The sequence below is a fragment of the Nonomuraea sp. NPDC051941 genome, from assembly GCF_044593615.1.
The window spans coordinates 78,749-93,447 of sequence record NZ_JBIUCF010000008.1 but is presented as its reverse complement, the minus strand read 5'-3'; the positions used below and the strand labels follow the sequence as shown (position 1 = coordinate 93,447).

The window sequence follows — 14,699 nt, the reverse complement described above, 5'->3', positions numbered from 1 at the left end:
TCAACGGCCCGCGCGGACCTCCAGCGCCCGCTCGACGGCCGCCTTATCCTGCGGCTCGGGATGAGGCAGCCCTTCCGGGCGAGGCGCGGTGCGTCAACGGCCCGCGCGGACCTCCAGCGCCCGCTCGACGGCCGCCTTATCCTGCGGCTCGGGATGAGGCAGCCCTTCCGGGCGAGGCGCGGTGCGTCGACGGCCCGCGCGGCAAACGCGGCCGATCCTGCGCCCTTGGTCTGGCCATCAGGCGGGACATGGCAGAGGCGTCAGCCGAAGACGCGGTCGCGGGTCAGGTCGAGGGCGGTCAGCACGGCGCCCTGGAGCACCGCGTTGCCCGTGACCGTGCTGGCGCGGACCTCGGTCGGCGCCGGGGCCAGGGCGCGCAGGTGGTCGGCCACCAGCTCGGCCAGCCCGTCCCCGCCCTCATGACCCGTCGTCCCGCCGAGGACGACGAGGCCGGGGTCGAGGAGGGTGGCGTAGGCGAAGGCACCCTGGGCGATCCGCCGGGCGAGCTGGTCCCGGTCGAGCCCCTGTACGACCGCCGCGTCCACCAGATCGCAGAACGCCACGCCGCCGACCTCCAGGAACCCGATCTCCCCCGCGCCGCCCGACACCCCCCGGCGCAGCCGGCCCCCGAGCACGACCGCCGCTCCCACTCCGTCGTCCAGCCAGAGGAGCACGAAGTCCTCGCTCCCGGCGGCCGCTCCGGTGCGGAGCTCGGCGATGGCGGCCAGGTTGACCTCGTTCTCCAGGATCACGGGCACGCCCAGGCGCTCGCGTACGGACCCCATCATGCTGGGCCGCCACCCCGGCACGTCGTTGGGTGACACCAGCTCCCCGTGACGCGGATCGACCAGCCCCGGCGCCCCGACCACGACCGTGTCCAGCGCGCGCCGCCCCACCGCGCCCCCGACCACCTTCGCGATGAGGGCCGCCAGGTCGGCTCTCGCGCCGATCGTCGTGCTGGCCTCGCTGACCACTCGCCCGGTGATGTCGGCGACCGTGACGTTGACGGCGTCGCGCCGTACGTCCACCCCGGCCACATGAGCCCGGTCCGCCACCAGTCCGTACAGGCGAGCGTTCGGGCCCCGCCGGTCCTCGCCGCTCTCGCCGGTGACCTCGACGAGGCCGCCTGCCATGAGCCGTTCGATCAGGTCGGACACGGTGGGCCTGGACAATCCGGTCAGCGTGCGGAGCTGCGGCGCGGTCAGCGGACCGTGCTCCAGCAGCAGGTCGAGGGCCAGCCGGTCGTTGATCGCTCGGGCCAGGGCGGGGGTGGCGGTCTTCACGGTCCTCATAATAATCAGGGACCCTGCCTGAAACCTCTTTTCATCAGGAACCCTACCTGATAATTTTCAGGCCATGAGCCATCACCGTGCCATCGCGGCCGTCTTCGTCGCGCACGGCGCCGTAGCCGGCAGCCTGTCCACGCGCATCCCCTGGATCCAGGAGCACCTGCACCTCAGCCCAGGCGCCCTCGGCCTCGCGCTGCTGTGCCCGTCGATCGGCGCCTTCGTGGGCATGCCGATGGCCGGCCGCCTCGCCTACCGCTTCGGCAACCGCGCCGCCACACGCGTCCTCCTCGCACTCTGGTGCGCGGGCCTGGCCCTCCCCGCGCTCTCGCCGTCGCCCGTGTGGCTGTTCGGGGCGTTCCTGCTGTTCGGGGCGTCGGCGGGCATGTGCGACGTCGCCATGAACGCGCACGCCGTCCTCCTCGAACGGCATCTCGGCCGCTCGATCATGTCGGGGCTGCACGGCATGTGGTCCGTCGGCAGCCTGGCCGCCGGCGGACTCGGGGCCCTGGCCGCGCACGCGGGCATCGACGCCCGGATCCACCTCGGGGTCATGTCGCTCGCGTTACTCGGCTTCGGGGCAGTGGCCGGGCGCGGCCTCCTCCCTGACAGCGGGATGACGGGTTCCGTACGCGACGCGCCTGCGCCGCGGCGCTTCGCGCTCCCCACGCGAGGGATCCTGGTGATCGGGCTGGTCGGGTTCTGCGCGACGTTCGCGGAGGGCGCCAGCTCGAACTGGTCCGCCGTCTACCTCACCGCCGTCACCGACGCCGGCCCCGGGTTGGCCGCCGCCGGATACACCGTCTTCATGCTCTGCATGGCGAGCGCGCGACTGCTGGGCGACCACGTCATCCGCCGGCTCGGTCCGGCCGCGACGGTCAGGGCCGGCGGTGCCGTGGCGGCGGTCGGCGGCGTCCTGGTGGTCGCGGCCCGCACGCCCGCGCTCGGCATCGCCGGGTTCGCCCTGGTCGGACTGGGGATCGCGGTGATCGTGCCGCTCGTGATCGCGGCGGCGGGCAACGCGGGAACGACTCCCGGCGAGGGCGTGGCGGGCGTCGCGACGATCACGTACCTGTCGGGCCTGATCGCCCCGGCCGTGACGGGCTGGGTCGCGGGCGCGCTCAGCTACCCCGCCGCGTTCGCGCTGATCACGTGCGTGGTCGTGCTGCTGACGTTGCTCGCCCCTGTCTTGCGCCCTTCCCGCACCTCTCCCCCGGAAAGAGCCGTCCCTGTCGACGCCCAACCCTGACAACCTGCCGGCCTTGCTCGCACTCCTCCTTCAGAAGGAGCCGTGTATGTCGACGCCCAACCCAGACGACCTGCCGACCTTGCTCGTATTCCTCCTTCAGAAGGAGCCCGTGGTTATGTCAACAGGCAGGGTGTCGCAGACACCAAGCTGTCGCACCACAGCTTGCTACACAGGGTTAGAACAGTCTCACCTTCGGCGACGTAGGCGGATTTCGACAAGAGCGTCAGAACTGGCAGAGCCGCGCCCTCATCGCTCTCGCACACATCCTGAAACTTCACAGGTGTAGCCGGCATCAGCCGGGTGACCACCCCGGACCGCATCTTCGCCGCCTTACCACTAACCGGATCCGTCGCTCGCAGCATGCGACCTCGTGTCGCACCTTGTTATAGCGGGCGGCGCAGCCCGTCCAGCACGAGGGTGATGACGCCGTCGGCTTCGGCCCGCCAGTCGGGGCGGTCATGGGCCGCACCGATGCCGTGCAGCGCCATCATCACGGCCCCGGCATCCACGTCGTCGCGAACAGTGCCGTCCCGCACGGCGGCGGCCACCAGGTCGGTGACAGCCTGCTCCAGCGCCCGGCTGCCCTCGGCGAGGACACCCGAGCGATCGGTCATGAGCGTGGCCAGCGTCCGGGCCAGACCCTCGTGGGCATCTATGTGGTCGACCATGCCGCGTAGGAAGGTCGCCAAAGCCTCCGCTGCGGGCAGCGTGGCCTGTAGCTGGCGGGCGCGGTCGCACAGCATGGCGACTTCCCCGTGGTAGACCGCCTCGGCCAGTGCCTCCCGGGTGGGGAAGTGGCGGTACAGCGTGCCGGTGCCCACTCCGGCCAGGCGGGCGAAGTCGTCGAAGCGCAGGTCGAAGAAGTCTCCGGCGTCGAAGACCTCCCGGGCGGTGGCGAGCAGGGCCTCGCGGTTGCGCTGGGCGTCGGCCCGCAGCGGCTTGTCGGTGGTCATGCGCTACCTCGCGTTGACAAGTGGAGATGATCTCCATATTTTGGAAAGTGGAGATGGCCTCCAAATCGATCGTACCCCACGAGGTGCAGCGTGAAGATCCTGATGTTCGGCCGAGGCGTGATCGCCACTGTCTACGGCTGGGCCCTGCAGCAGGCGGGACATGACGTCGAGTTCTACGTCCGACCGGGTCGCGCGGCGACGTACGGGGACGCGGTGGACCTCGACCTGTTCGATATGCGGCGCCGAGTGTGGGGGCAGCGCGTCGCCGAGAAGTGGCCGGTGCGCTACCGCGAGGCGCTGGAGCCGGACCACGACTTCGACCTGATCGTGCTCAGCGTGCCCCACCACCGCCTCGCGGGCGCGACGGCCTTCCTGGCCCCGCGTGTCGGCCAGGCCACGGTGCTGATCTTCGGCAACCTCTGGACCGAGCCGCTCGCCGCCATCGGCGCACTCCCCGCCGACCAGATCGCCTGGGGCTTTCCCCAGGCCGGTGGCGGTTTCGGCGCGGACGGCGTACTCCACGGGGCACTGCTGCCGTCGGTCATCTTCGGCACACTCGGCCAGCCCCCGACCGACCGGGAACGGGCCGTGCGCCAGGCGTTTCGCGAGGCCGGGCTCCGGATCAAGGAGCGGCCTGACTTCCGCGGCTGGCTGTGGGTCCATTTCGCGTCGGATGCCGGCATGTTCTCGCAAGGCCTGCGGCTGGGATCCCTGTCCCAACTGGCCGGGGCAACGGGCGACCTGCGCGAGGCGCTGCTGGCCGGCCGCGAACTGCTGCCGCTCCTCCAGGCGCGCGGCCTCGACCTGCGACGGCACCGGGGCGGTGTGCTGCCGTTCCGGGCGCCCACCTGGCTGACGGCACCCGTGCTCGCCTGGCTGACCGCTCATGTCGCGCCCGCGCGCGTGAGCCTCACGGCGCACTCCGACCCCGACGCCGAGGAGCCGCGTGAGGTCTGCCGGGACACCCTGGCCGAAGCACGACGGTTGGGCATCTCGGTACCGCGACTGGAAGCGGCGGAACCGCACTTCGCCCGTGAGGGGACGGGTCGGGTCTGAATTTACCGATGTTGTCGGTCCCGGTGGTTCATTGCGGCTCCTTGGTCCGCCGCATCCCAGAGCCAAACCCGGTCGCACCGGTCGAGCAACTGCCGTTCACACACGGCTTTTCGCTGTCCAGCCTCTAGCGCCTGTCCGTGACGTCGTGGAAAAGTCATGACTACCGGTTCCCCATGGCCCGTACGTGCCCGTTCACGCCGCCGCCGGCGTACGAAGAGATCCGCGAAGGAGAGCCGGTCTCGCGGGTTCGTCTGCCCGACGGCGGGTGGGCCTGGGTGGTCAGCCGCCACGAAGACGTACGAACCGTGTTGAACGACCGGCGGTTCAGCGCCGACCGGCAGCATTCGGACTTCCCGCAGCTGGTCAAGGGCGAGGCGGCGTCCCGGCGGCCGGACCTCGATGCGACCCCAGACAGGAGCCATCGGCCATCACTCCGTCGTCCTGTTCGTCTTGCTCAGTTGAGATAGAAAAGGTGCTCAACTGGGCGATCGGGGCAGGAACGACACTCGAAGAGGTAGACACTGCCCCCGCCCGACACCATCAGGCCGGGCGGATTGTGCGCGGCCTCGGCTCGTTCGGACCTCGAAAGGTAGATCTCCGGCCCGCTGTCGTCGTCGGGCCGGTCCTCCACCGGGAGCCAGGTCCGCCAGGACTCCCCGTCGAACTCATCACAGGCCACGGTCAGAAGATGCTGGATGGGCTGCCCGCACCTCTCGCAACTGAGCCAGGTCGTCGGGCCGTTCCATCCGTGCGGATGACCGCCGACCTTGGTTCCGGGGGCCGCACTGAGGTGGTAGAAGTACGACCACCCGGCAGTCTCCTCGAACCGGCGCAGCCGGTCGTCGATCTCGTTGTGCACTTCCTGCGGTATGTCGTCCCAGTCGGGGTACTCCGTCACCTGCTCCGGGTGCACCACGCAGGGGATGGGAACGTGGCCCTCGAGAGCGTCAGCGGGTGCCGGGGGTGTGACGAGCACACGGCGGACGTCAGCCGCGTTCCTCCAGTGCACCTGCGGAAGGGGGCAGCGCTCGGCGGGCTCCTCCCCGTGGTTGAACGGGCACCACAGCACCTGGAGCAGATCGCTTCCCTGCGGGAACGGCACACCGGGCGCGTCCGCCGCGTAGAGCTGCACGACCGGCACCATGGGCACCACGGCCTCGTGGCGGGTGGCGTCCTCCAGACCGTCGTCGAAGTAGTGGTCCTCGGCGCACCACGGCCAGGGCTCGTCGGCCGGCCACCTCAGCGGCCCTCCGACAGAGCTGTCCTCGTACGACGGGTTTCCCGCACGCGGATGCAGCCGGAGCGCGTTCCTGCTGAGCGGCTTCAGCTCGGGAAAGAGTTCCTCCACAGCTACCGGCCGAGGCGGAGTATGGCGGGCCATCATTCACGTCTCCGATGACGTTCCGTTCCGGACGCGAGGACCTTATCGGCTAGGTCCGACAAATGGCCCGGCGCGCTGATGGCGCCGTCGCCGGGCGAAGACGGCCTCATGCCTGGATGAACGGCTATGGCAAGCTGCGGCACCGCGCCGAAAGGACGGCTCTGGAAACCGCCCCGCCACTTGCCGCCTCAACGTGTGGCGGGGGCGTGCCGACCAGTCCGCCTTCGGAGCATGCGGTCGTGTGGCCGAAACCCGGAAATGGCTCGCGGCACAAAGCGATTCGCCTGGCACGGGTATGGTTTTCTGCATCCAGAGCGGAGGATCTTCCACCCAAGTAGCAAATTCTTCACCCGCGCATATCAGGGCGTCCGCCGGTCCGCTCGTGAGCGGCCCACTCGGCCACGGCCATCGTCTGGCCGCCTCGCAGGTCCTGCAGGTCGGCGGTGATCACATCCCACCCCCTGGTCCGGCCCGCCACGCCGATCGCGCTGAAGGGTCTGTTGCCTGTGTAGACGGTGGTCGGCAGGGTGGAGGAGCCCTGCAAGGCCGAGCCCACGGCGTCGGTGAGGCCCCGGTGTGTTCTGCGGCGCGAGCACCCAGTCGAACTGGACGGCTGCGGCGCGGCGCAGCCCGTTGGCCCCGACGTTGGTTTCCACCATCCCGGTGACCAGCACTGCGAAACCGATCGTGACCTGCACCGGCGCCGCTGTCGAGGCGGTGCGCCGCACAGCGGTCAGTGCGCCCTGGCGCACCAGCATGCCGATCGCTCCACTCCGGACCGGCCACGACACGGCACGCACGAGCGGCGGATGACCGCGGGCGCAAGCAGCGAGAGCGCCGTGGAAGATCCGCCGAGCCAGGGCATGGCGGCCTTGCGAGAGCGCCCGACCGAGATCAGCTTCTGGTCGATGCACGGGAAGGGGAGTCTGCGCGTCCGAGGTTGATCATTGCCCGGTACAGGGCGAGAATGCGGCGCCAGGCGTCGGGGGCGTCGTCGGCGGTGGCGGTGATGACACCGGCGGTGGCCATGAGCAGCAGGGCCACGTCTTGCGGGGTGAAGTCGTCGCGCAGGTGGCCTGCGGCTTTGGCGCGGTCGATGAGGCTCACCACGCCGTCGTAGGCCTGGCTGCGGCGGCCCTCCAGGGCCTTGGCGGTGGGGAAGGTCATGGTCAGTACGTCGGCGAAGCCACGGTCGGCGGCTTGCATGGCGCACACCGTGTGGAGGTAACCGGTGAAGCCGTGCCAGGAGTCGGAATCGGCCAGGGCGGTGGCGACCGCGTCGACGTAGGCGTCCATGCGGTCGGCGAAGACGGCGGCGACCAGGTCTTCCTTGGCAGGAAAGCGGCGGAACAGGGTGGCGATGCCGACACTGAGGGCTGAAACGGGGCGCCAGTTCCCAGCGGCGAACCATGCCGAATCGTCGGCCCCACCCGGCTCATCGCTCCGTTTGGGTTTTCGTCTGGGGCCGGGCCTTCGACCGGCAGCGCCCGCAGGGCATACCGACAAATCCCGTCACCTCTGCCGGTTTCTTGTAGGATCCCTCGGCAGGCAATCGAGCTGAGGCACGACAATGGCGGCCGGATGGGAGTTCCGATGGAGAGCATTACGAAGAACCGGCAGCCGCTGAAGACGCTTCGGGCGATGATCGAGCGAGCCTACGGGGCAGCCCGGGTGCCCGACGGCGACGAATTCGCCGAGGAAATCACGCACGGCTGGTTCAACGTGATTTACCACATCCGGCTCCGCGACGGGCAGCAGGTGGTGCTGAAAATCGCCCCTCCCGCGCACGTGCCGGTGCTGACCCGTGAGCAGAACATGATGCGCAACGAGCTTGCCGCGATGGCCCTGGTCCGGGACCGCACCGGGGTTCCGGTGCCGCGGGTCGATCACGCGGATCTGTCGCGGGAGCTGATCGACGCGGACTACTTCTTCATGGAGTACGTCGATGCCGACAACTTCGGCCTCGCGGCGGCAGCGGGCCACCTGACGGCTGAGGTCGTCACTGCGGGCGGACGGCAACTCGGCGCGCTCAACCGGGAGCTGAACTCCATCGTGGGGCCGCACTTCGGGCCGCTGGAAGGCCCGGGATCGGCAACCTGGCGAGAAGCGTTCACCACGATGATCGAGGACACGCTCACCGATGGCGCCCACGTCCAGGTCGACATCGGCTGGGACTACGACGAGATCCGCGCTGTGCTCGCCAAGAACGCGAGCACGCTCGATGCCGTGACCGAGCCCCGTTTCATCGAGGTCGATCTCTGGACGAAGAACTCGATGATCCGCGACGGTCAGATCGTGTCCATCCTCGACCACGAGCGTGCCGTCTATGGCGATCCGCTCATGGAGGCCGGACTCACCGGGATCGACCTGCCGGTCTTCGGAGATCCCACCGATTTCATGCAGGGATACGGGCTCGGCGAATTGTCCGAGGCGCAACGAGTGCGCCGTCGGCTGTACTCGCTGTACCTGGCCGTCATCATGATCGTCGAGACGAGGTACCGAGGTCACACCGACACCACGACCTACGACTTCGGCCGTGAGCAGCTTGATCTGCTGATGGCGCAGTTCGGCCGTACCCGGTGACACGCTGATGGGCCGGCGCGGACCGGCGGTGCGCGATCACACGCAATCGCTGGGCAGCCGCCCGATCGGGCGGCTGCTGTGGTGGACCTGCTCGCAGACGACGCTCTCGGTGGGCGTTTACGGGATCTACGCACTCACCAACGCTTGGTTCGTCGCCCGAGGCGTCGGCGAGACAGCGCTGGCAGCGGTCAACCTCGTCGCACCGATCATCTTGATGCTGGGCGCGGTCTCGACGACCGTCGGGGTCGGCGGCGCGTCCGTGGTCTCGCGCAGCCTCGGTGCCGGCCGGCCCGATCAGGCCGCACGCGCCGCGGGAAACGCGTTCGTCGTGTTCTGGCTCGTGGCGTTGTCCGTCACCGTGGCCGGTCTTCTCGCGCTCGATCCGCTGCTGACCCTGCTGGGTGGATCCGGTGCGACGATCGCATACGCGCGGCCCTACGCGGCAGTGATCATCGGCGGGTCGATTTTCTCGACCGGGTTCTCGGCTCTGGTGCGCGCGGAAGGGCGGCTGCGGTTCTCGACGATGCTGTGGGTCGTACCCGTGCTGGTGCAGATCGTCCTCGATCCGCTGCTGATCTTAGTCTGCGGCCTGGGTGTCGCCGGCGCGGCGCTCGGCACGGTCGGTGGCCAGGCCGTGTCGGCGGGCATGGCGGTCTGGTTCTTCTTCGTTCAGCGCGGTCGGCCGTACCGGATCCGGCTGGCTGACCTGCGCCCGCACCCGGCGACGATCGGGGCCGTGCTCGCGGTGGGCGCCCCCTCCTTCCTCGCCGGCTTCGGCGCCACGCTGCTGTCAGCACTGATCAACACGACTCTCGCCGCGACCGGCGCGGTCGCTCTTGCCGCCTACGCGGTGTGCGCGCGGCTGCAGACCTTCGTGTTCACGCCGCAGATCGGCATCACCCAGGGGATCCAGCCGATCGTCGGCTACAACGCCGGCCGCGGGTTGACCGGCCGTGTCGACCGGACTCTCACGCTGGCCATGCGAGCCACCGTCATCTACGGGGCGATGACAGCGGCGCTCATCGCCCTGCTCGCGCAGCAGCTCGTGGGACTGTTCATCGACGATCAGGAAACCACGGCCGTCACGGTCGATGCGCTGCGCATCATCGCGATCGGATTCGTCTTCGCCGGCGTCCCGCCTCTGATCTCCGCCTACTTCCAGTCCCTCGGCAGAGCCGCGCCGTCGTATCTGATCTCGATCGGCACGCTGGTGATCATCAAGGTGCCGCTTGTCCTGGCGCTCGGGATGCGCGGGCCGGGAGGGATCTGGATCAGCCTGCCGATCGGGGAAGCGATCTCGGTCGTGGCCGCCGCCGGCCTGCTGTGGAGGTTCGGCAAACCTGCGATCCCAGGGGCGCGAGCCGCCGCGTAGCGGTCATCAGGGCACCTCGACCAGGAGCATCTCGCTGAGCCGCTGCCGGAAGCGGGCACCCATGTCCACGCTGGTCGGGTCGAGGAGCCACTGCACCTGCAGGCCGTCGAGCAACGCCATGAGATCCGACTCGGCACCCGCGATGCTCACTCCCGGCCGCACGAGTCCTCGGGCGTGGAGTTCCTCAAGCGCATCGCGAATATCCCGGCGGATATTCGTATACCGGTTGACGAAGTACGCATGCGCGGGATGCGCCGGATCAGCGGCCTCGACCGACAGCATGGCGTACAGCCGCACGAGCTCCGGCACTGTCGCGTTGTATTCCACCAGTCGCGCCAGCCGGGAGAAATAGTCCAAGCCATCCGCCGTCGCGTCGAATTCGGCGAAGAACAACTCGCCGTTGACCCGATCCCGCTCTTCGAGCACGGCGGCGAGAAGAGCTTCCTTCGTCGGGAAGTGATGCGCCAGGCCCATCCGCGATACTCCGCAGTCCGCGGCGATCTGCACCATGCTCGCGTTGCGGTATCCGACCGAGGCGAACTTGGCGAACGCGGCCTCGACGATCTCAGCACGTCGCCGTCGCCCCTTCGGATAGCCCGCCCTCATCGATCGACCCCCTTGGCGCATATCGGCCCCTTGACCGGCTCGACTGCAAAGTGTGGCAGCAAGGTGGGCAGCACCATCGAAGATACCCGCAGAACGCCGGCCTTCAGCGGCTCCAGGACACCCGAGCCGGCGCAGCAGCGAAGCCTTGCCATCGACCCCGTACCGCGACAGCTCCGCCAGCCGTCACGGCGGCACCCTTGACCCATCCACCTCACCCACATTCAACGCGGCGGTCTCGGTGGCCCGCTCCAACGCCCGCGTCATCTCCGGGCCCGACACCCGCACCGGCCCGCACCTCAACCGGTCCAGCTCCGAGACCCGCGCCCCCGCCGGCACCGTCAACAGCGAATCCGGCATCGCCCGCTGGCCGATCGTGGGCGACATGCCGAGGTGCTGCGGCGGCTTGGGGACCTTACACCTGCCCAGGAGTACGCCGAGGAGGCACTGCGCCTCAACGACCTGCAGGCTGACCGTCCTCTCGCGGGCGGCAGAGGGCTCCAGCGAGCCCATCCGGTAACCACGCAACGGGCGGTCGGGTGGCGAGCGAAGCGAGCGGGGTTTGGGTGGGCTCCAGCAGGTCAAGCCGGTAACCGGGCAAGGAGTGGGGGCTGGCGAGCGAAGCGAGCGGGGGTTCGGGGGTGGAAGGGGGCGGAGCCCCTCCTGGGCGGCGCTGCCTGGAGCTCCCGTCGCGCGGAGCGCGCCCCATCGGCGGAGGACCTTGCGTTTCGCCCGGTATTCCCTAGGGCAACCCTGGGCGGCGTGGTACGCTCCCAAGCGAGCGCTTGGTTTAGTCGCCTGCCGAGAGGTCGCCGCATGAAGTTCTCGACCTTCCACCTCTTCCACCGCTTCGACGGCCATGGCTTCAAGGACGTCTATGACTACCATCTGGAGCTCGTCGAGCTGGCCGAGGAACTGGGGTTCGACGGGGTACGGCTGGCCGAGCACCACTTCCGGGACTACGGCGTCGTCCCCAACCTGTTCACGATGCTGGCCCACGCCGCCGCCCGCACCTCCCGCATCCGGCTCGGCACGGGCATCGTGGTGCTGCCCCTGCACAATCCGGTTCACGTGGCCGAGGAGGCCGCGATGGTGGACGTGCTCTCCGGAGGGCGGCTGGACCTGGGGATCGGGCGGGGGTATCAGAGCTTCGAGTTCGAGGGGTTCGGGATAGACCTGGCGGAAGCGCGCGACCGGTTCAACGAGGCGCTGGAGGTGATCCTCGGGCTCTGGACGCAGGACTCGTACCAGCATGAGGGGAAGTTCTACAAGACCGGCTCCGAGGTGAGCCTCGTCCCGAGGCCGCTGCAGTCGCCGCACCCGCCGCTGCACGTGGCGGCCGTCTCCCCCGAGACCGTGACCATGTACGCCGAGCGCGGGCTGCCCATTCTCGCCGACCCGGCGGCGCCGTTCCGCAAGGTCGTCAAGGCGGCGGAGACCTGGCGGGAGACGGCCGCGCAGGCGGGCCACCCCGAGGGCGCGGAGCTGGTGGTGGCGCGCAGCGTGTACGTGGCGCCGACGCTGGAACAGGCACGCGAGGACCAGGCGCGGTTCGAGGCGTCGTTCGACCGCTCGCGGATCTTCAACGAGCGCAGCGCCCCCATCGACCCGAAAACCGGCCGGGCCGCGCAGGGCTTCGAGTACTACCAGGACCGCTACCTCAAGGGCGGCACGCTGTCGACCGACTTCCGGTGGGAGCAACTGGACGTGATCGGGGACCCGGAGCGGGTGATCCAGCAGATCTCCCTCCTGCGGGACTCCGGCTTCTCGAACCTCCTGTGCGACTTCGGCAGCACCCGCCCGATGCCGCTGGAGGACATGAAGCGGATCATGCGCTTCTTCGCCGCCGAAGTCATGCCCGCGTTCCGGTAACCCCTCGGGAGGCTCAGATGATCCACAGCCTGTCCCTGTCAGACCTCCTCGCCGATCACGCCCGCAGCCGTCCCCAGGTCACGGCGGTGGTGGACGGGGATGTACGGCGTACGTACCCCGAGCTCGACGCCCGGGTGACCCGGCTCGCTGACGCCCTGGCGGGGCGGGGTGTGGCGGCCGGGGAGCGGGTGGTGTGGCTCGGCCAGAACTCCCACGCCGTGCTGGAGCTGCTGCTGGCCTGCTCTCGACTGGGCGCGATCCTCTGCCCGGCCAACTGGCGGCAGTCGGAGGACGAGCTGCGGTTCGTACTGTCCGATCTGACCCCCAAGGTCGTAGTATGGGAGCCTTCGGACGCCACCACTGCCGTGTCCGAGAGCACGTGGGTGCGGGCCGGGGACGAGTACGAGGAGCTGGTGGCCGGCGGATCCCCTAGGGACTTCCCGCAGGTGGACGACGGCGAGCCGGTCCTCGCCCTCTACACCGCCGCCTTCGACGGACGCCCCAACGCGGCCCTGCTCAGCAGCGCCGCCCTGGTCGCCCACAGCGCCTCACTCCTCGTCGTACGCCAGATGGAGCCCGGCTTCACGTTCCTGAACAACGGCCCGCTCTTCCACGTGGGCACGATGATGTTCTGCCTGGCCACGTTCCAGATCGGCGGCACGAACGTGTTCACGCCCGCCTTCGACCCCGAAGAGGTCTGCCGCCTGGTCGACGCCGAGCGGGTGACGCAGGCGTTCCTGTTCGGGCCGATGATCGACGCGGTGACGGCCGCGAACGCCGGGGGCAAGTACGACCTGTCGTCGCTGAGGTTCGTCTCCCATTCGGCCGAGTGGGACAGCATGATCACGGTGGACGACTCTCCCTGGTGCCGGTCCAAGATGGGCGGGTACGGGCAGACCGAAGTCGGCGGGATGCTCACGTTCCTCGGGCTGGCCGATGGGGGCTCGGGGTTCGCGGGACGTCCCTCTCCGCTGGTCCAGGTACGCATCCTGGCCCCGGACGGAACCGAGCTGCCGCCGGGGGAGGTGGGCGAGATCTGCGCCCGCGGCAAGACCCTCTTTTCCGGATATTTCGCCCGACCCGACTTAAATACGGCCAAGTCCGCGTACGGCTGGCACCACACCGGCGACCTCGGCCGCCGCGAACCCGACGGCACCATCACCTTCATCGGCCCCAAACTCCGGATGATCAAATCGGGCGCCGAGAACATCTACCCGGCCGAGGTGGAACGCGCCCTCAAATCCCACCCGGCCGTGGCCGACGCCGCCGTCATCGGCGTCCCCGACCCCACGTGGCATCAGGCGGTCAAGGCCGTCGTCGCCCTCAAACCCGACGCCACCGCCACGGCGGACGAGCTCGTCGAGTACGTCAGGACGCAGCTGGCGTCGTACAAGAAGCCGAGCCACGTGGCGTTCGTGGACGCGATACCCAAGCGCGGCTTCACGCCCGACTACGACGCCCTGGACTCGGCACACGGCGGCGGCAACTACCCGGGCACCTGACCCCAGACTGCCGCTACCGGCCAACGGCCGCACGGACGCGGGCGAATGGACGCGGGGTGGACGCGCACGGGCGCATGCGCGCGGAAGGGCGGGCGCTGGACAGACGGGGGCGGCGGACGCGGCGAGCGGGCCGGGCCGGCGCGTGAGGGCAGGCGTGGCCGGGTGGGCGTGCGCTGGGCGGATTGGGGCCAGGTGGGTGGTGGTTACAGGGGGAGGCCCGCTTCCAGGTGAGCTAGGGCTTTGTCGAGTTCGACCGAGGCGTCCCGACCCGGGTCCTTTACCAAGTCAAGCCAGACCGCCATGAGCACCCCCACGATCGCCCCCGTGACATTACGCAGCTCCGGGTCGTCGGCCGGCCGGCCCTCCCGGGCTGCCAATTGCTCGTGCATGGTCCTGACCACGCCGCTGATGTTGTCGAGGCTGGCCGCCCACAGCTCGGGCACCGTGAACATGAGCTTCTCCCGCTCCATGCTCTCCGCGAACTCCTCCGCCGTCTGCCCGGCCAGCATCACCCGCATCGCGGCCCGTATCGCCGGGACGGGCTTGAGGTGGGCGGGGACGGACTGGAGCGCTTGCATGAAGGGCGGGAACTGGTCGACCAGCACCAGGTCCTCTTTGGTGGCGAAGTAGCGGAAGACGGTGCTCGGCGCCACCTCCGCCGCCTCCGCGATCTGCTCGACCGTCGTCGAGGCGTACCCCTGCTCCTGGAAGAGCCGCAGCGCCTCCTTCTGGATCAGCGCCCTGGTCTTGGCCTTCTTCCGCTCGCGCAGGCCCGGTCGATCGCTCATGACACCGCATTCTCCGATGTACGGCCTCCCGAGTCCAATCGCAGGAGAAGACGA

14 protein-coding genes are annotated in these 14,699 nt (G+C 69.5%); 6 read left to right on the top strand and 8 right to left on the bottom strand.

Features of this window, described 5'->3' with window-relative positions; all coding sequences use genetic code 11:
- Positions 1-260: 260 nt before the first annotated feature.
- On the bottom strand, positions 261-1,283 hold the full coding sequence (locus ACIHFD_RS16185) for an ROK family transcriptional regulator (RefSeq protein ID WP_397367543.1): 1,023 nt from the start codon (positions 1,281-1,283) through the stop codon (positions 261-263).
- Between the two features lie 73 nt (positions 1,284-1,356).
- Between ACIHFD_RS16185 and ACIHFD_RS16180 the strand changes: the two genes are divergently transcribed.
- Positions 1,357-2,535, top strand: coding sequence for an MFS transporter (locus ACIHFD_RS16180; RefSeq protein WP_397367542.1), 1,179 nt, complete (start codon positions 1,357-1,359; stop codon positions 2,533-2,535).
- A gap of 383 nt (positions 2,536-2,918) precedes the next feature.
- Here the strand turns inward: ACIHFD_RS16180 and ACIHFD_RS16175 are convergent, their stop codons facing one another.
- Positions 2,919-3,488 carry a TetR/AcrR family transcriptional regulator gene (locus tag ACIHFD_RS16175; RefSeq protein ID WP_397367541.1) on the bottom strand — a complete coding sequence of 190 codons (570 nt, stop codon included), beginning with the start codon at positions 3,486-3,488 and terminating at the stop codon, positions 2,919-2,921.
- A 90-nt stretch (positions 3,489-3,578) separates the two neighbouring features.
- On the opposite strand from ACIHFD_RS16175, the gene ACIHFD_RS16170 reads away from it, so the two are divergent.
- On the top strand, positions 3,579-4,544 hold the full coding sequence (locus tag ACIHFD_RS16170) for a ketopantoate reductase family protein (protein WP_397367540.1): 966 nt from the start codon (positions 3,579-3,581) through the stop codon (positions 4,542-4,544).
- A gap of 454 nt (positions 4,545-4,998) precedes the next feature.
- Here the strand turns inward: ACIHFD_RS16170 and ACIHFD_RS16165 are convergent, their stop codons facing one another.
- From ACIHFD_RS16165 to ACIHFD_RS16155, 3 genes are all read right to left on the bottom strand, one after another.
- Positions 4,999-5,892 (bottom strand): DUF1963 domain-containing protein, encoded by an 894-nt coding sequence (locus tag ACIHFD_RS16165; RefSeq protein ID WP_397367539.1) that lies wholly within the window; start codon positions 5,890-5,892, stop codon positions 4,999-5,001.
- A gap of 379 nt (positions 5,893-6,271) precedes the next feature.
- Positions 6,272-6,481: a hypothetical protein gene (locus ACIHFD_RS16160; protein WP_397367538.1), complete on the bottom strand. Its 210-nt coding sequence runs from the start codon at positions 6,479-6,481 to the stop codon at positions 6,272-6,274.
- A 338-nt stretch (positions 6,482-6,819) separates the two neighbouring features.
- Entirely contained in the window at positions 6,820-7,221 is a 402-nt protein-coding gene (locus tag ACIHFD_RS16155; protein WP_397367537.1) for a hypothetical protein, read from the bottom strand.
- A 297-nt stretch (positions 7,222-7,518) separates the two neighbouring features.
- On the opposite strand from ACIHFD_RS16155, the gene ACIHFD_RS16150 reads away from it, so the two are divergent.
- Positions 7,519-8,508, top strand: a complete 990-nt coding sequence (locus tag ACIHFD_RS16150; protein WP_397367536.1) for a phosphotransferase family protein — start codon at positions 7,519-7,521, stop codon at positions 8,506-8,508.
- Between the two features lie 28 nt (positions 8,509-8,536).
- Positions 8,537-9,880 (top strand): MATE family efflux transporter, encoded by a 1,344-nt coding sequence (locus ACIHFD_RS16145; RefSeq protein ID WP_397367535.1) that lies wholly within the window; start codon positions 8,537-8,539, stop codon positions 9,878-9,880.
- A gap of 6 nt (positions 9,881-9,886) precedes the next feature.
- Here the strand turns inward: ACIHFD_RS16145 and ACIHFD_RS16140 are convergent, their stop codons facing one another.
- Together ACIHFD_RS16140 and ACIHFD_RS16135 are read right to left on the bottom strand one after the other, a co-directional pair.
- Positions 9,887-10,486, bottom strand: coding sequence for a TetR/AcrR family transcriptional regulator (locus ACIHFD_RS16140; protein WP_350724486.1), 600 nt, complete (start codon positions 10,484-10,486; stop codon positions 9,887-9,889).
- A gap of 183 nt (positions 10,487-10,669) precedes the next feature.
- Positions 10,670-10,996, bottom strand: coding sequence for a hypothetical protein (locus tag ACIHFD_RS16135; RefSeq protein ID WP_397367534.1), 327 nt, complete (start codon positions 10,994-10,996; stop codon positions 10,670-10,672).
- Between the two features lie 303 nt (positions 10,997-11,299).
- Between ACIHFD_RS16135 and ACIHFD_RS16130 the strand changes: the two genes are divergently transcribed.
- The gene (locus ACIHFD_RS16130; RefSeq protein WP_350724484.1) at positions 11,300-12,355 is read left to right on the top strand and encodes an LLM class flavin-dependent oxidoreductase; all 1,056 of its coding nucleotides are present in this window, start codon (positions 11,300-11,302) and stop codon (positions 12,353-12,355) included.
- A gap of 17 nt (positions 12,356-12,372) precedes the next feature.
- Positions 12,373-13,857 (top strand): AMP-binding protein, encoded by a 1,485-nt coding sequence (locus ACIHFD_RS16125; protein WP_397367533.1) that lies wholly within the window; start codon positions 12,373-12,375, stop codon positions 13,855-13,857.
- Between the two features lie 203 nt (positions 13,858-14,060).
- Here the strand turns inward: ACIHFD_RS16125 and ACIHFD_RS16120 are convergent, their stop codons facing one another.
- Positions 14,061-14,645: a TetR/AcrR family transcriptional regulator gene (locus tag ACIHFD_RS16120; protein ID WP_397367532.1), complete on the bottom strand. Its 585-nt coding sequence runs from the start codon at positions 14,643-14,645 to the stop codon at positions 14,061-14,063.
- Between the last annotated feature and the right edge of the window lie 54 nt (positions 14,646-14,699).

Coding starts and splice junctions, on each gene's coding strand:
- ACIHFD_RS16180 (WP_397367542.1), top strand. CDS start 1,357: ATGAGCCATCACCGTGCCATCGCGGCCGTCTTCGTCGCGCACGGCGCC.
- ACIHFD_RS16175 (WP_397367541.1), bottom strand. CDS start 3,488: ATGACCACCGACAAGCCGCTGCGGGCCGACGCCCAGCGCAACCGCGAG.
- ACIHFD_RS16155 (WP_397367537.1), bottom strand. CDS start 7,221: ATGGACGCCTACGTCGACGCGGTCGCCACCGCCCTGGCCGATTCCGAC.
- ACIHFD_RS16150 (WP_397367536.1), top strand. CDS start 7,519: ATGGAGAGCATTACGAAGAACCGGCAGCCGCTGAAGACGCTTCGGGCG.
- ACIHFD_RS16140 (WP_350724486.1), bottom strand. CDS start 10,486: ATGAGGGCGGGCTATCCGAAGGGGCGACGGCGACGTGCTGAGATCGTC.
- ACIHFD_RS16135 (WP_397367534.1), bottom strand. CDS start 10,996: ATGGGCTCGCTGGAGCCCTCTGCCGCCCGCGAGAGGACGGTCAGCCTG.
- ACIHFD_RS16130 (WP_350724484.1), top strand. CDS start 11,300: ATGAAGTTCTCGACCTTCCACCTCTTCCACCGCTTCGACGGCCATGGC.
- ACIHFD_RS16125 (WP_397367533.1), top strand. CDS start 12,373: ATGATCCACAGCCTGTCCCTGTCAGACCTCCTCGCCGATCACGCCCGC.
- ACIHFD_RS16120 (WP_397367532.1), bottom strand. CDS start 14,645: ATGAGCGATCGACCGGGCCTGCGCGAGCGGAAGAAGGCCAAGACCAGG.